Genomic DNA, 16,385 nt, shown 5'->3' with positions numbered 1-16,385 from the left:
GGTGGCCCTCTCAATGAATGACCGTCACGGCCGATGGCGCCACGGCTTCCAGGCCATCCAGGTAGACGGCGTCGAGGAAATTCGGCATGTCGCCGCGCTCGCCCAGGCGGTTCTTGATGGCCCAGCGCGCCTCGTCTTCCAGCGCCAGCAGCAAGCCCTGGTCGAGCACGACGCCAAACTGATAACCGTGCCAGGCCGCCTGCAGGCGTGCCGCTTCGCCGGGCGACGCCCTGGCAAACAGGGCGCGCGCGGCGTCGGGCTCGTCCTGGCAAAAGCGCGCGCCGGCGATCAGCGCGCGCAGTACCTTGCGCATCGTCGCCGGGTGCGCGCGCACGTAGTCGCCCGCGCCGGCCACGTTGAACAGGCCCGCATACACGTCCTCGCCATAGAAGATGGCCGCCTTGCCCGCGATGGCGTGCGTCATGGCCGTCAGGAACGGTTCCCAGCCGGCCGCCGCATCGACCTCGCCCCGCGCCAGCGCAGCGGCCAGCTGGTCCGGCGCGTAGTTGTGCAGAGTGACTTCGCCGGGCAGCAGCTTCTGGCGGTTCAGGAAGGCGTCCAGCGCGAACTGGCCGGAGGTGCCCAGGGTCACGCCGATGCGCTTGCCCTTCAGGCTGGCGGGCGTGGACACGCCGCGGTCCAGGCGCCCCACGATGCCGTGGTCGCGTTCGGCCTCGAAGATGCTGGCGATGATGACGACGGACTGATTCTTCAGGCTCGCCAGCACCACGGGAATATCGGACACGGTGCCCAGGTCGGCCTGGCCCTGCAACACGGCTTCCAGCGACGCCTTGCCCGACGAGTAGGATTGCAGCCGCGCGTGGATGCCTTCGCGCGTGAAATAGCCCTGCCCGTGCGCGGCCAGCACGGGGCAGCTGCCCACGTATTCCGCGTTCACGGCCAGGCGCAGCTCTTCCACGGGGACGGGCAGCGGCGCGGGACGGAAATACAGCCGCCACAAGGCGATAGCGGCCAGCACCGCCAGCAGCAGTGCGGCCGCCAGCCAGACCGTCCGCCGCGCTGGCGTCGGGCCGCTCATGCGCTGCACTGCGCCGTGGCCGACTCCAGCGCGCTATTGACGGCCTCGGAAAACGCCACCACGTCGACCGGCTTGGTGAGATAGCGGTAAAAACCGGCCGCCAGCCCCTGGCGGATATCGCCGGGCCCCGCCACGGCCGTCAGGGCAATGACGGGAATATGCGCCGTGCGGGCATCGGCGCGCAGCAGCTGCATGACTTGCGTGCCGCTGATGTCGGGCAGGTCGATATCCATCAGTATCAGCTGCGGCAGGTGGCGGCGCGCCATCTCCAGGCCCGTTTGCCCGTCGCCGGCCGACAGCAGGTCGAGATCAGGGCGAAAATGGATCAGGCCCGCCACCAGGGTCACGTTCAGGGGATTGTCTTCCACATACAGCAGCGTCTTGCGCTCCGGCAACGTTATCGGCTCGGCGGGCCGGGCAATGGCGGGCAGGCGCGGGCTTTCCTGCAGCGGCTGGCGCGCCGGGCAACTGGCGATGTCGAGCCAGAAAGTGCTGCCGCGCCCGGGCGTGCTGGCCACGCCGAGTCTGCCCTGCATGGCTTCGGCCAGGCGCTTGCTGACCACCAGTCCCAGGCCCGTGCCCTCCTCGTCGCGCGCATCGCGTCCCAGGCGGTTGAAGGGCTGGAACAGCGCCTCGAGCTGCGCAGCGCTCAACCCGGCGCCCGTGTCGCGCACGGACAGGCGCAGCCGCTGCGCATCGACGGGCTGGCAATCGACGTGGATCTCGCCCTGTTCGCGGTTGTACTTGACGGCGTTCGAAAGCAGGTTGATCAGCACCTGCTTGAGGCGCGTGCGGTCGGCCAGCACATGCAGGCCGACCGCTTCCACGAACGTCAGGGTGATGCCGCGCTTGTGCGCCAGCGGTTCCATCATTTGCCAGCATTCGTGGTAGATGCCGGCCAGGTCCACGGGCTCCATCGACAGCGACATATTGCCCGACTCGATCCTGGCGATATCGAGGATATCGTTGATCAAGGTCAACAAATGCCGACCGGCGCCGAAGATGTGCGAGGCAAAGGTTTTCCTTTCCTGCGCCGTCGAGGGGATGGAATCGGACGTGAGCATCTGCGAAAAGCCCAGGATGGCGTTGAGCGGCGTGCGCAGCTCGTGGCTCATGCTGGACAGGAAATTGGTCTTTTCCTGGTTCGCCCGCTCGGCCACTTCGCGGGCCAGCTGCAAATCCTTGTTCATGGCGTCGAGTTCGGCCGTGTGCTGGCGCAGCAGCAGTTCCAGGCGCGCATTGGCGATGCGCAACTGGCGCGTTTCCAGCGCCCGCGCCAGTATCAGCAGGATGCCCGAGACCTTGAACGGCTTGACGACGTAATCGAGCGCACCCGCCTGCATGGCCTGCACGGCCGAGGCAATCGTGCCTTCGCCCGTCATGATGATGCAGGCCAGGTCGGGATCGATCTGCCGCGCCGCTTCCACCACGGCGATGCCGTTCATGCCCGGCATCATCAGGTCGACCAACAGCAGGTCGAACGATTCGACGGCCAGCAGGGACAGCGCCGCCTCGCCCGAGGCGAGCCCCGTCGTGTCGTAGGCCTGGCCGCGCAAGGTGTCGCACAGCGCGCGCACGTGCTCCAGCTCGTCATCGACGATCAGTATCCGCGGCGGCATTGGTGAGCTGTTCATGCATTCTCCTGGCGGCATGGCCTTGCGGACCTGAAACCTGCCCCGCAAGATGCGTTCCGAGCATAGCACTTGAAAATTACCAAAAATACACGCTTTGTCACGCGCGCGGCGGCGCCAGGACGCCAGCCCGAGGCTAGGTCATGACAGGCAGCCCCCGCAGCAGCTTGTCCGGGGTCAGCGGATAGCAGGCCCGAGGCAGCAATCTGGTAAACGAACGTTCAGCCTCAGGCCGCGCCGGGTCGTGCCGACGCCGCCCTGCGCCGCGTACCCCGTGTGGCGCGCGCAATGGTCGAGCGCCTGGCGCAGGGCCGTATCGACGTTGCGCAGCGACATGTCGTGCCGCTCGGCCACTTCCTGGCGGGTCAGCTCATCCACGCGCAGCGCTTCGAGCACTTGCCGGTGGCGCCGCGGCAGCAAGTCGACGGCCTGCGCCAGGCGCCGCACGTCCGCCTGCAGCTCGGCCAGGCGTTCCGGACCCGCCGCCGTATCGGCGAGGAAATCGACCAGGCCGGCGGCGCCATCGTCACCGCCCTCGTCCGCATACAGCCAGGCGCGGTTGCGGCGCAGGCTGTCCATGGCCGCATTGCACGCCACGCGGAAGACATAGGCGACGGGGCTGTGCGCCAGCGCCGCGCCGTCGCCGGCCGCCAGCGCGCCCAGCCGCAGCCAGGCGTCGTGCAGGCTGTCGCTGGCCAGCTCGGCGCAGCCCAGGTGGCGCGCCAGGCGCCGGTGCAGTCCCGCGTAATTGCCTTCCAGCACAGCCTGCAGCCGGGCGCCCTGCGCCGGCGCCTGCATCGGCAGGGGCGCCACGTCGTTGGCCGCCTGCAGGCGGGGCCGGATGGCGGGCCGGCACCAGGCCATGCCGGCATGCCCCGCCGCGCGCAGGGGCAAGACAGCGGCCACATTCGCCATGCCGGCCATCATGGCGACAACCTGCTGCGCTCTTGCGCCGTCAGCTGGCGCGTGGCCGATTCCGGCAAGGTGCCCAGTCCCAGCACGCGCACGGCGCTGCGCGGGTTGTAGTCGGCCGCCTCGATGCGCGCGCCCTCCTGCGGCGTCGCTTGCGCGCTGTCCGGCGGTGCTTCGCTGCCAAAGCCCAGCACGCGCACCGTGAACACGGATGGCTGCGCGGAACGGGTGGCGGCGCGTTCGCGCTGCACCACGTCCTGCGCCGCCGCCGTGGCCTGGGAAGCGGCCGCGCTGGCGTTCGTCATGGCCGCCACGTTGACGGACGCCGCCGTCGGCATGCCCTTCGCTTCGCCCTTGACCTGGATGTTGGCCGCATTCATCACTTTCAGCGCGGCCAGGTTGACGTTGCCCGAGACGCGGATGCCCGCCTCGCCCGCGTCGATGGTGCCCAGCGGGGCCAGCAAGTCCACGTCGCCGGCCGGCACTTCCGCGATCGGCGCCAGGGTGGCGATGCCGGCGCCCGTGCTCGGCACGTCCGACGACAAGGTCACGTTGCCCCAGTTGTCATACACGCGCTTGGGCGGCGTGTAGACGATGGTCGACTTCGAGCCGCGCCCCGCGTTGATGTCGCCCTGCGACGACCAGCCGAGGATATCGCCGCCAAACGTCGTCATGATGCGGCTCTGGCCCAGCAGGATGCTGCCGTGCGAGAACAGCTCGATATTGCCGCCGCCCTTGGTGATGACGCCCGAGGTTGCCGGCGGCGCCTCGCCTTCGATGCCGAACACCTGCTTGCCGCCCGGCGTCAGCAGCTGGATGTCGCCGCCGAAGTTCGTGTGCACGTAGCCGCTGCGGGGGTAGTAATCCCAGCGCTGCTCGCCGTCATTGCGCACCGCGTACAGACCACGGTACATGACGATGTCGCCCGCATAGGCAAGCGCCTTGCCGTTGGCGTCCGTGGCCGGCGCCAGGGCCGCGATGGCGTTGCGGCTACGCAGGAAACTGCCATAGCGCGAGCTGTCCCAGTCGTTGTATTCGCGCCCGCCCGCCTTCAGTTCCGCGAAATACACATTGCGGGCAAACACGCGCTGCTGCGGCTCGGGCAAGGCCAGGTAAAAGGCCAGAACCTCGGCGGCCGTGCCCTTGAAGGCATAGCGTTCACCCAGCCACGCCGCCAGTTCGCTGTCGTACGCTTTCACTACCTTGCCCGCCTGGTCGGCCAGCGGCACGCCCTTCTGCGCCACGTTCGCCGGGTCGAGATACGGCTTGACGAAGCGCAGGTAGTCGAGACCGGCCGCGCCCACGCCCGCCTGCATGGCGATGCCGGCGCCCGGACGCTTGTCGCCCGCCACCACAGGACCGAGGCTGACGACGCTGCCCTTGTCCTGCATCAATATGTTGCGCCCGGCGCTGATGTCCAGCGTGCCGGGACCGGCCACGTTGAAGGAACTGTTCAGGATGTCGCGCCCGGCCGACACCACCGATACGTCAAATGCATTATTGTGCACGAACAGGTTGCTGTAATTGCGGAACATCATGTCGCCGTCGCCCCTGGCACCCACGGCTTCCAGCTGGGCCGTGCCGCTGCTGACGATATCGCGGCCCGCCTTCATCCACACCGGCTGCGCCCCCTCGTACCAGGTGACGCCCGCCCGCGGGGCATCGTCAAACGCGACCATGCGGCCGCTGTTCACGCCCATCAGGTCGCCCGTGACGGCATAGATGCGCGCCGCCTGCGTGCCGCTGTTGGCCGGGCCGGCGGCGGAATCGGGGCCGAAGGCGAACAGGGGATAGTTCACTGTCGACGATGGCACGCCCGTGCTCGCGACATTGTCGGCCAAGGGCGTCAGGCTGCCAGGCCTGAGGTTCCACGCCGCAAAGGCGGGCTTGAACGGCGTCGCCATGCTGTCGGCGGCAGCGCCGGACTGGCTGATGGCATAGCCGCCCGCATAGATGGAGTCGCCGGCCAGCCATTGCAGCTGGGCGTTGGGCGACGGCGCCAGCAGCAAAGGCGCGGCATACAGCGATGCGGAGCTCCAGTCCGTGATGGCCTTGCCATAGTACAGGCTGCCATGCGGCGCCGCGACCCGCACGATGGACGGGTAGACGATGGCCAGGTCGGTGGCCGTGTCGATGCCCGCCGTCAGCGGCGTCATGTTGCCGCCGGCGGAGAGCAGGTCGAGCGCCGTGCGCGGCGTCCACAGGCTGAACCAGCTGTAGCCGGCGCCCTGCTCGCCCGACGCGCTGGTATAGGACGAGGTATTGAGCTGCAGGACGCGGCCGGGATCGGCCACTTCCTGCAGCACCTGGTCGCCCAGGGTTGCCACGCTGAAGGTGGCGTCGCCCGGTACCAGGGTCATGCCGCCCCGTGGCGTCGCGCGCGTGGCGCGGAAGGCGTCGAAGGCGCGCGTTTCCAGCGGCACGTGGTCGGTCCCCCAGGTGCCGTACTGCAGCGCAACGGCGCCCAGCTGGCCCGCCGCCACGTCGGCATGGCCGCGCAGGTCGGCCAGCGCGCCATTCAAGTGTCCGTCGCCGGGCTTGCTGGCGGGATTGAGGGCGCCGCCCACGCGCAGGTCCAGGTCGCCGCCGCCCGTCAGTTGCAGGCTGCCATCGGCCAGCACGCGGCCCGTGCTGCCTACGGCCAGCAGCAAGCCTTGCGAGCGCACATTGATGTTGCTGTCGTAGATAGCGCCGACCTGCCGCGCCAGCATGCCGGCGTCGCCCGCCACGTCGGCGCGCACATTGCCGCCGCCCAGGGTGCCGAAGCCCGTAAAGCCCAGCACGGTGTCGGCCAGGCCGCTGCGGGCAGCATAGGTGCCGAAATTGATCCACCACGCCGTCGGCTGGGCCGGGCCGCCCGTGGCCACGCCACCGCTGCCCTGGCGCCACAGCCAGTTGCCCACCGCCACCGAACCGCCCAGGCCATCCTTGTTGACGGGACGCCCGTTGCTGGCCGCCGCCGCGCCCACCAGCGAACCGCTCAGATCGCCAGCCACCTGCAGCAGCAGATTGCCGCCCTGGTCCGGATACCAGGCGCGGTAGAGGCTGTCGCTGCCGCCGTCGACGAGGCGCTCATGCGCGCCATCGGGGTTGGACAGCACCGTGCCGTCCAGCCCGCGCGCGCGCGCCAGGTTGTACGGGTCGCCGGCTGCCGTCGCCACCGACGACGTGCCGGCCGTGTACACGCCATACAGGCTGTCCATGCGCAAGTTGCCGCCGCTGACCAGGTCCAGGTCGCCCGTGCCCGTGCGCAGCACGCTGTAGCGCAGGCTGGACGCCTTGTAGTCGAACGTGGGCTGCGACGCGCCGCACCAGGTGGGATTCTCCTCGCACATGGTGGGCCAGCCCAGGCCGTCGAGGTCGACCACGTCGCCCGCCTTCACGCTGGGATCAGCGAACTCTTCCGCGCCCGCCCTGGTCCATACGTATGCCACCTTCAGCACGCACAGGCTCGGGTCGTTGGCGCAAAATACCTCGACAGTCTGGCCGAACTGGCTGGTGAATTCCTCGGTGATGGGCTCGCCCGCCACGATGCCGGGAATGCCTTCGCGCTCGCCCAGCTCCTGCGCTTCCTTGGTCCAGTACTGCACGCCCTTCGGCGGTATCAACACGCCATACATGCCGTAATGGCTGTCGGCCAGGCGCAGGGTGCCGTGCGCGGGATGCGCCTGCACGGCGCGCGTGTCGGCCCCGTCCAGGTCGGCGCCGGCTACCAGGCGCATGCCCCACGCCTGCGAGCCGTCGGCCAGCATGGGCGCGATGGCCCACAACCGGCCTTGGCGGCCCGCCACTTCCGGGCGCAGTTCGATGGCGTCCACGCCCGGCAGCAGCTTGACGTTCGTGCCATTCGGGATCAGCGCGCCGACGGGCAACACCACCTTGCCGCTGAGGGTGACCACATTGAGCTCGCCCAGCAAGCCGGGCAAGGCGACGCCTTTCGGCCAGGTCATGGCGCGCACCTTGATCAGCTGCCCAATCACGCTGCCCGCGTCGAGGCGCGTGCCGGATGGCAAGGTTTGCGCCGTGGCCAGCAAGGTGCCCGCAGCGTGGAGAACCTTGCCGGTGCTGTCGCGCACGGCGGCCGCCAGCACCGTGCCGGCCGGCAAGGTGAGCACCTGGTTCAGGACCACGTCCACGGGCAGGCGCGTGTTGGCGCGGACATTGAAGGCCTTGACGGGCACGTCGTAATTGAGCGTGACGCCGCCCGGGAAGATGGTGCCGTCGGCCAGGGTCACGCCCTTGCCCGGCACGATGACGTCGCTGCCGTTGAAGTCGCGCCCCGGCAACAGTTTCCAGCCGCTGTCGTCCTGGGTGGCAGGCGGCGGCGCGAAGCCGTCATTGATGCTGCCGTAGATGCTCAAATCGCCGCCGGCGCGCAGCAGCAGGCTGCCCACCTCGCCCGAACCGCGCACGGTCGTGCGCTGGAAGCGGGGATTGAGGCTGGCGTAGCGCATGCCCGACAAATCCAGGTCGCCCTGCACCACCAGGTCACCGTCCGCCGTCTTGCTGACGATATCGACGCCGGGACGCAAGTGCAGCGCATCGGCATACGCGGCCGTGGCCAGGCCGGCCAGCTTGCCGTTGCGCAAGGCCGTATTCGCCAGCGCCGCATCGATGAAAGCCGTGCTGTCCCCGTGCTTGCTGTCAAGATACACCTGGTTGATCACCTGGTAGGGGCGGCCGCTGGCCGACAGGTCGGGCACGGGCTGTCCATTGGCGCCCGGCGCCATGGCGTAGGCCGCGTCGTCGTAGCGCTGCATGGCGTTGACGGCGATGGATTTCGCGCCGCGGATGGTCAAGCCGCCGCCGGCGGCGATGGCGATGTCGCCAAAGGTGGCGGCGTCCGCATCCGTGCGCGCGCCGCCGCTGCCCAGGCGCGGCGCGCTCAATTCCACCGTGCCGCGCGCGGCGCCGTCGTATTCGCCCTTGCCCTTGCCCGCCACGGCGGCCGTGCCGTGGCGCACGTCGATCTGCGCGCCGCCGGCCAGGTTCAATGCGCCTTCGCCCGCATTGATTTCCACCATGGCGCGGTTCGGGCTGTCGATGATCTTGCCATAGCTGTCGACGCGCAGGACGGTGCCATGCGCGTCGAGCACGGCGTTGCCGGCCAACGTCAATCCATGCTTGCCGGCCAGGCGGATGCTGCCCACGCGCTCGCCGCTGGCATCGATCACGCCAGCGACGGTGAGGCGGCCATTGTCGACGGCCACCTGCACTTCGCCCGCCTTGACCTCATTGCCTATCGTCAAGTCACCCCGTTTCAGCTGGAAGCTGCGCCCGCCCGTCACGCCGCCGTCCGTCAGGCGCTTGTTCAGCGAGGCGAACTGGCTGTCCAGGGTGCCGCCGGCGCCCAGGGTCTGCGCGCGCACGTCCACGCTGCCCTGCTTGTACGGCACCATGGTACCGCCCGCGTCGTAGCTGCCGCTGGCGCCGCCCAGGATCTTGCCCTGCAAGTCCACCATGCCGGCCCCGCCGTCGAGGGCCACGGCCTTCAGGCTGCCGGCGCGGTTATGCTCGGCCGACAGGTCGATCACGCTGCCCGCCCCCTGGCGGATGTCGCCGGCGCGGCTGTCCAGGATGACGTCGCCGCCCCAGCTGTATTTATCCACGTCAAAGAAGGTGCTCTTGCGGCCCGCCATGTCGATGCGCGCCGCGTCGGCCACGGTGATGTCGTGCTGCGCGTTGACGGTGAGCTTGCCGCTTGGCAGCACCACGGCCGTCGCCACGCTGACGCTGTCGCCGTTCAAGCTCAGCTGAGCACCGAACCCATCGTTGTTCTTGACGGGCGCGGCGGGAGCCACGCCGGCCGGCGCCGCCACCGTCAGCGCGCCGCCCGCCGTGTAGCTGTGCGCGGAACCGGCGTCGCCCGTCAGCAGCGGCGTGCTGATGTGCAGGTTGCCGCCGCTGTACTGGAAGCCCTTGCCCGTCTCATATGCGCCCTGCGCCTGGTAGACGGACAGGCTGCCCTTGTGGTTGGCCGTGACTTGTCCCGACGCTTTCAGGTTGACCGTGCCAAAACCGAGCGCCAGGCGGTCGAACGAGGCGACACCGGCCGGCTGGGTGAACGGGCCGAAGCCGAAATCGATGCGTTCCGCTTCCAGGTTCAGGGTGCCGCTGCCCGTGCCGGCGCCGTGCGCGATCACGTTGCCGGCCGCCGACACGGCGCCGCCCCAGATCAGGTTGGCCGTGCGGATGGTGGCCGCCGTGCCGGCCCCGCCCTGGCCATACATGGCCGGCGTGGTCAGCACCAGGCGTTCCAGGTTCGATTTGCCGCTCGCCTTGTCGTAGGTGTCGAGCACCACGTCGCCATAGAAATTGACGCTGTCGGCCGCGCTCAGCATCAGCGCCTGCAGGGCGGGCGCGCCCGTGCTGGTATCGCCGCGCAGCAGGCGGTCCAGCACGCCCTGGTTCAGGGTCAGGCCGGAGGGACGCGTGCCGCTGGCCTGGGCTGCCGCCAGCGCCTCGTTCGAGCCGATATTGATGGCGCCCACGGCCAGGCTCAGGTTGCGCGTGCCGTAGCGGGCCGTGTCGTGCAGCTGGAAGCTGCCGCTGGTCGACAGCAGCAGGGTACCTTCCGAGTACAGGCTGGCCGTGTCCGTGCACGCCAGCGCGCACATGCCGATGCGGATGCCGCCGCGCGCGGTGCCGCCCACGGGCGCCACGTTGAGCAAGCCGTTCGACGCTGCCAGCATGTGGATGTCCGCCTTGCTCTTGTAGATGAAGCCGTCGTTGGCGTCGTAGGCGGCCTTGCCCTTGCCCAAGGTGCTGATGCCGGCGCCGGCGGCGATATCGATCACGCCGATGCCCAGCTCGGTATTGCTGGGGTCCTGGGCGATCAGGAATACTTCAGGCGCGGACAGCACGGCGCCCGCGCGCAGGTAGATGGCGCGCGCAAAATTATTGCCAAAATTCACATAATTGCCGCCCTGGCCAAATTCCGTGATCGGCGAGCTGCCCACCACGATGCGCGCCGCGCCGATATTGTTCAGGCTTGAAGCGCGCACGCTGACCTGCCCGGCGCCGCTGGTGCCCGGCGCGCCGTCGCCAAGGATCTCGATGTCGCCAGCGGAAGGAATGCTCGACATCAGCACCACGGTGCCGCCGTAGCCCCCCTCGGCGGCGGCGAACTTGCCCGTGCCGCGGAACTGGAGCGTGTCCGCCCCGCCGCCGGGCGCCATGGTCAGCTTGAGCGTTTTCGCATCGGACGGCAGCAGCGCGCGGGGAATGCCCCGCGTTTGCGCGTCGGCCAGCGCGAAGGCGGCATAGCCCGTTTCGTTGTACTGCGAATACGTGCGCAAGACCTTGGCCGGCGTGAGTATCAGCTGGCTGGCCAGCGGCGCGCGGATGTCCGTGCCCGCGATCGACAGGGTGCCGGGCGCGGCCCAGGAACCGTTGCGCAGCGGCTGCGCCACGCTGCCGGCGCCGCCCTGGCCCGCCAGGCCGTTCAGTTCCACGCGGAAAGCGCCCGGCAGCAAGGCATAGGTGGACGGCATCAGCGTGTAGGTGCCGGCCGCCAGGCCCGGCACGCCGCTGCCTATCGTCACCTGCCGGCCCACGGCCGGGTCGGACGCCGCCTTTTCGCCGCCCGAAGGCGCTTGCGGCGCCTGCACGCCCGGCACGATGGCGTACACGGGGTTGGTGGCCAGGCCCGGCAGCACAAAGCCGCCGTTCGCTCCCACCTGCGCCAGCGGATGGTAGCGCGCATCGGTGGAACCGCCGCGGCCGGCGATGAAGCCGGCGCCCGTCAGTTCGCCGCCGCCGGACAGGTCGAGCAGCGCGCCCGGCTGCACATCCACGGCCACGCCCGCCATTTCCACGCCGATGTGCAAGCTGCCTTGCGAATTGACGCCGCCCACGCCGATGAAGGTGGCCGCCTTGCCATCCACGTTCCAGTTCTGCCCGTCGACGGTGCCGCCATACGGCATGACCATGCCGGCGCCGCTGACGGAGGTGATGCTATTGGCCAGCAGATTGACCGTCAGGCTCTTGTCATTGTCATAGCGGGCCACGCCGATCTCCAGGCGGCCCAGCGGCGCGCGCACGACGCCGCCCTGCTCGATATGCGCGGCCGCCAGCTCCAGCGAGCCGAAGGCGGAAGACGGCATGGCCGGCACGTCCGCCGTGCTGCGGCCGATGGTCAGGCTGTGCGCCGGATCGTAGCCGAACTTGCCGCCAACGGAACCATAGCCCACGCGCACGGCGGCGCCGGCGCCCGTGGCCGGATACAGCTGGGCCACATTGAGGGTCATGTCGCCGGGCGAGGACAATACCGTCGACGGCTGGTTGCCGTCCCAGCCCAAGGGCGACAGCAGGAAGCGCAGGTCGCCGCGGCTGCTCAGGCGCACGTCGTCAGCCAGCATGTTCACCATGCCGCGCACGTCGATCAGGTCGCCCGCAATACTGATCTGGCTGGCAACCGGCGACGCCCCCGCGCTGCCTGGCGTCGTATAGAAATCGCGGCCAGCCGGCTTGATGCTGGCCAGGCGCACATACGGCGCCGCGATGCTGATGCGCGCGCCGGGCTGGCTGCCGGGCGTGAGCACGGGCGCGCCGTACAGCTGGAAGCTTTGCTGCAGCCGCAGCGCCACGTCGCCGTCGAAGGAGGCGGCGCCCAGCAGCGCCAGGTTGGCGAAACCGCCCGCCTCCACCTGCTCCACGGAAAAACGGCCGTGGCCATACTGCAGCGTTGCCGCGGCGTCCTGCGCGCTCGCGTGCGCGGCCAGGTCGCTGGCGCCCTGGCGCTGCGTCATGGCCAGCTGGCGGCCCTGTAGCACCTTGGGCGTGGCCAGCACTTTCAGGTACTCGGGCGTGCCCGTGGCCAAGGACAGGGTGCCGCCCGCCGCGCCCGCGCCGCCGGCCCTGGCCCGCAGCTGGCCATCGAGGTACAAGCCATTGTTCGACGCCAGCGCGATGCTGCCGCCCGCGCTGGCCACGTCGATGGCGTCGCCATTGACGTCGAGCACGGCGTGCGCGCCGGACGCGTCGAGCACGGCGCCGTCGCGCACGACGACGAACAGGCTGGCCGCCGAAGTGCTGCCCTGTGCATGGTCGATCTCGCCGCCGACGACGATGCTGCCGCCATCGACTACCTTGCCATAGCGCCGGCCCTGCGCGTCCGTGGCGCTGACGGCGCGCGCGGCCACGTCCAGCACGGCATGCTCGCCGATCCAGATGGAACGGCCATGGCCGGCCGCTTCCACCGCTTCGGAAACCGTCCGGTCAACGCCCACGCCGCCCAGGCTGATCTTGCCGCCCCACGCGTTCAGGCGCCCTTCCACCGTCAACTGGCCCACGCTGGATAGCTTGATGGACTGGCCCGCATCGACGCTCACCACGGCATTCTTGCCCACCAGCAATTCGGCGATGGCCATGTCGGCCGCGCCGGACTGGATATCGCCCACCTGCACGGCAAGGCTGGCGCCCTTGCGCTGCGTCAAGGTGCCCTTCAGCGGATTTTCCGTGACCTGTTCCGGCATCCACAGGGCCAGTTTCTCATTGTCCACCACGCGCAATACTGGCATGCGCACGTCCACCTGCGTGCCGTCCGCTACCGTGACGCCTTGCTTGCCAACCAGGCTGTAGCTGGAAAAACCCTTGTCGAAGAAGCCGCCGTCCAGCTGCAGGGCGCCCGCCTCGGGTTTTTCAATGTGGCCGATCATAATCTTGTTGGCCTGCAATTCCAGCTTGCCGCCGCCCGCCACACCGTGGCCGCGCACTTGCGCGCCCTTGCCCAGCACCAGGTCGGCCTTCGGTCCGTAGCTGGCCAGGGTCACGTTGCCGCCCTTGCCGCCCTGCTGTTTCGCCTGCGCCAGGATGGCCGCGCCGGAACTGACGTCGACCAGGCTGCCATTGCCGATGCGCACGTCACCATACGTTCGCAACGATACGCTGCCGCCGTTCATATAAGGCAGGCCGGCCGCGGCCAGCGGGTCGCGCAGCACGTTACTGAGCAGGCCGCTGGCATCGAGGCTGACGCCGTCGGCCAGCACCAGCGTGCCCGGAGGCACGCCAGGATTGACGAAGGTATCGAGCATGCCCAGCGAACCGATCTGGTTCAGCACGTTGCCGGCCGCGATGCTGCCGCCGCGGCTGCGCAGGCTGGCATTGATGGCCACGTCCTTGCCGAACAGGGTGATAGTGCCGCCATCGGCCACCTGCAGCGCGCTGTCGACGGTGATCGCGCCCTTGGCGGCGATGCGCAGGGCGCCCAATTGCTGATTGTTCAGCAAGGTGGTGTCGAGCAGCAGCCTGCCCTCGCGCTCAGTGGACAGCACGCCTGTCACGTCGAGGCCGGCGGCGATGCCGTCCTGCACGCGCGTCAGGCGCACCTCGTCCATGACGGCGGACAGCGCATGCTGCAGCACGCCCGTGCGCTTGTCGAACATCGGCACGTACTGGCCCACGATCAGCTGCCCCCGCTGTGCGGCCGCCAGCTGCGACTGCTGGTAGCCGTCGAGCAGCGCTTGCGGCGCCTGCGCCTGGCGCTCGCCCTGGAAAACGTCGCCCGCGATGCCCCCTTCCAGCACGGCCGACCCCGTGGCCACCACCAGCTTGCCCGCGTCGCGGCCCACCGTGTAGCCGTTTTCCAGGCGCTTCTGTGCGGCGATCAAAGGATTGGAGTAGAACGCGCTGGCATCCTTGCCCCAGCGCACATGTTCTTCCTCGTAACCCTTGTACACGCCCGCATACGGCAAGTCGGCGGGCGCACTGCCTGCCTCATACAGCTTGCCGTCCGCGCCTTTCAGCCAGGTCTGGCGCAGCGCACCCGTCTGCACGTCCAGGGTGCCGCCCGACAGGTTGATGCTGGAGCCAAGCTGCGTGACGACATCCTTGCCGCCGAAGCTGACCGTACCGCCCTGCGCCATCCATTCGCTGACGGAGTGGCCCTGCGTGCCCAGGTAACCGGCCACTTCCAGCAAGCCGCCCGCCGTATACCAGCGGTCGCTGTCGTAGCCGTTCGTGCCTTTTGGCACGAACACCAGCTTGCGGCGGTCCACCCAGATATTGTTATTGATCAAAGCCTTGCCGTCGCGGTTGACGGGCGCATCGCGCTGCTCGTTGCCCTGCACGTTGATCTCGACATTGTTCGCTTCCATCGCCACCTTCACACCCACGGCGCCGGAAACGTCGAGCTGGGCGCCGTCGCGCAGCAGGCTGCGGCTGGCCGCGTTGACGGCGATCTGGCCGCCCGTGGCCAGGGTCAGCGAATCGCCGAGCAATTCCACCGTGCCGGCGCTGCCGATCTCGATGCGCGACTGGTCGCGGCGGTCGTTCACGGCGAGGATGTTTTCCGTGGACGTCACGGCCGGGCCGCGCATGGCGTCGCGCTGGCTGTCGAGCGCCGTCGTCTTGCCGTCGTCTTCGACGAGGATGGCCGTGGTGGCGCCGCGGCCCACGGTGACGGCCGCGTCGCTGCCCAGCGCGTTCAGGTGGATGGTGCCGCGCGTGGCCGTGGTGGTGGTGGCGAGCAGCACGCCATCCTGCTGCACCGTGCGCCCGGCCAGGGTGACGTCGCCTTCGCGCGCCTGGATCAGGCCCGTGTTGACGACCTTGCCCGCCGTGCTGCCGGCCGCGAACTGCGGCGTGACTTCGCTGCCGCGCGTGGTCGACAGCGGATTGCCATCCGTGCCCACGCCTTTTTTAATGGTAAAGCTGTCGCCGGCGGCCAGCAGGGCCTGGCCCTTGGGCGTGCCGATCTCGCCCGCATTGTGCACCTCTTTACCCAGCAGCATCACGTAACCGCCGCCTTCCGTGCTGCCCTTGGGCGCATTGCTGGCCAGGCGCGCGCCGGCCTGCACCTGCACCTTGCCGGCCGCATCCGTGAACGTCGTGGCGCCGGCCGTGCCGGGGCTGTAGATGCCGTTTTTCTGGAATTGCGCGTCGCTGATACGGGCCGCGGCCGCCACCAGGCTGCGCGTATCGACCTGGCTCGTGCCGTTGAAGACGATGCCGTTGCGGTTGACCAGCAGCAGCGTGCCGTCGGCCTTGATCTGGCCCTGGATCTGGCTGGGACGCGCTTGCGGATCGTTAACCCGGTTCAGCACGGCCCAATCCTTCTGCTGCTGGAACGTCAAGGTCGTATCCTTGCCCACGTTGAACGTTTCCCAGTTCAGGATGGCCTTGTCCGCCGTCTGCTGCACCACCACGGCCGTCTTGCCCGCCGCCACCGTCTGCACGGGCGCCTGGGCATTGAGCCAGCCGGCCGTCAGGCTGTTGGTGTCGACCTGCAAGCCGCCTTGCACGAGACCATCGGGTGCCCCAGACACGCCGCTCGCCGCCTGGCGCGCCTGCGCCTGGGCCGCTTGCTGCGCGGCAATGGCGCGCGCGGCCAGGTTCAGGTTGTTGAGCGAACGCTGCAATTGCGCATTTGCCTGCTGTTGCTGGCCCTCGGGCCGGCTGCCCAGCGGCAGCGGCTGGCCATTCGGCAGGCGGCCAGCCGTGGCCGCCGTAGTTTGCGCCGCGCCCTTGGCCGCGAACCAGCCACCGCTGAACGCCTGCTGCGCGCGGGCCGGCGTGGCATAGGCGCCCGCCATCAGCATGGTGGTCAATGCGTAGGCGAGCGGCGTGAGCCGCAAGCGGCTGCCCAGCGTGGAGTAACGCTGCGCGCCCGTGTCATTGGTTGGGACTGGGCGCTGGGCAGTGTGAAGCTTGGTCATGGCAATGGTTTCCTGGCTAGAGAGAAGGGAACGGAGCCTGGCGGTAGCGCAAGCGTCCATGCCTCCATGACGTAGCTCAATGGCGGAAGGGATAATGTTTTTTGAAAAATATTTTCAGATATTTTCAAATAAGCCTGCCAAAGGGAA

The 16,385-nt window shown here is 69.1% G+C and carries 4 protein-coding genes; all 4 read right to left on the bottom strand.

Translation table 11 applies throughout. From position 1 onward, the window contains the following. Window positions 1–10 precede the first annotated feature (10 nt). The gene (locus tag VPH40_RS01200; RefSeq protein ID WP_328572385.1) at window positions 11–1,039 is read right to left on the bottom strand and encodes an ABC transporter substrate-binding protein; all 1,029 of its coding nucleotides are present in this window, start codon (window positions 1,037–1,039) and stop codon (window positions 11–13) included. Continuing rightward, a complete protein-coding gene (locus tag VPH40_RS01195) occupies window positions 1,036–2,673 on the bottom strand; it encodes a response regulator (protein WP_328572384.1) in 1,638 nt (545 codons plus the stop codon). The genes VPH40_RS01200 and VPH40_RS01195 overlap by 4 nt, the downstream gene beginning before the upstream one ends. Before the next feature lie 174 nt (window positions 2,674–2,847). Then, window positions 2,848–3,597: a sigma-70 family RNA polymerase sigma factor gene (locus tag VPH40_RS01190; protein WP_328572383.1), complete on the bottom strand. Its 750-nt coding sequence runs from the start codon at window positions 3,595–3,597 to the stop codon at window positions 2,848–2,850. Further along, window positions 3,594–16,238, bottom strand: a complete 12,645-nt coding sequence (locus VPH40_RS01185) for a filamentous haemagglutinin family protein (protein ID WP_328572382.1) — start codon at window positions 16,236–16,238, stop codon at window positions 3,594–3,596. Before VPH40_RS01185 ends, VPH40_RS01190 begins: the two co-directional genes overlap by 4 nt. Window positions 16,239–16,385: the final 147 nt, after the last annotated feature.

The organism is Janthinobacterium sp. P210005, assembly GCF_036231865.1.
Classification (GTDB): Bacteria; Pseudomonadota; Gammaproteobacteria; order Burkholderiales; family Burkholderiaceae_D; genus Janthinobacterium; species Janthinobacterium kumbetense.
Note: the sequence above shows the minus strand (reverse complement) of the source record. Positions and strands in the feature narration are given on the sequence as shown.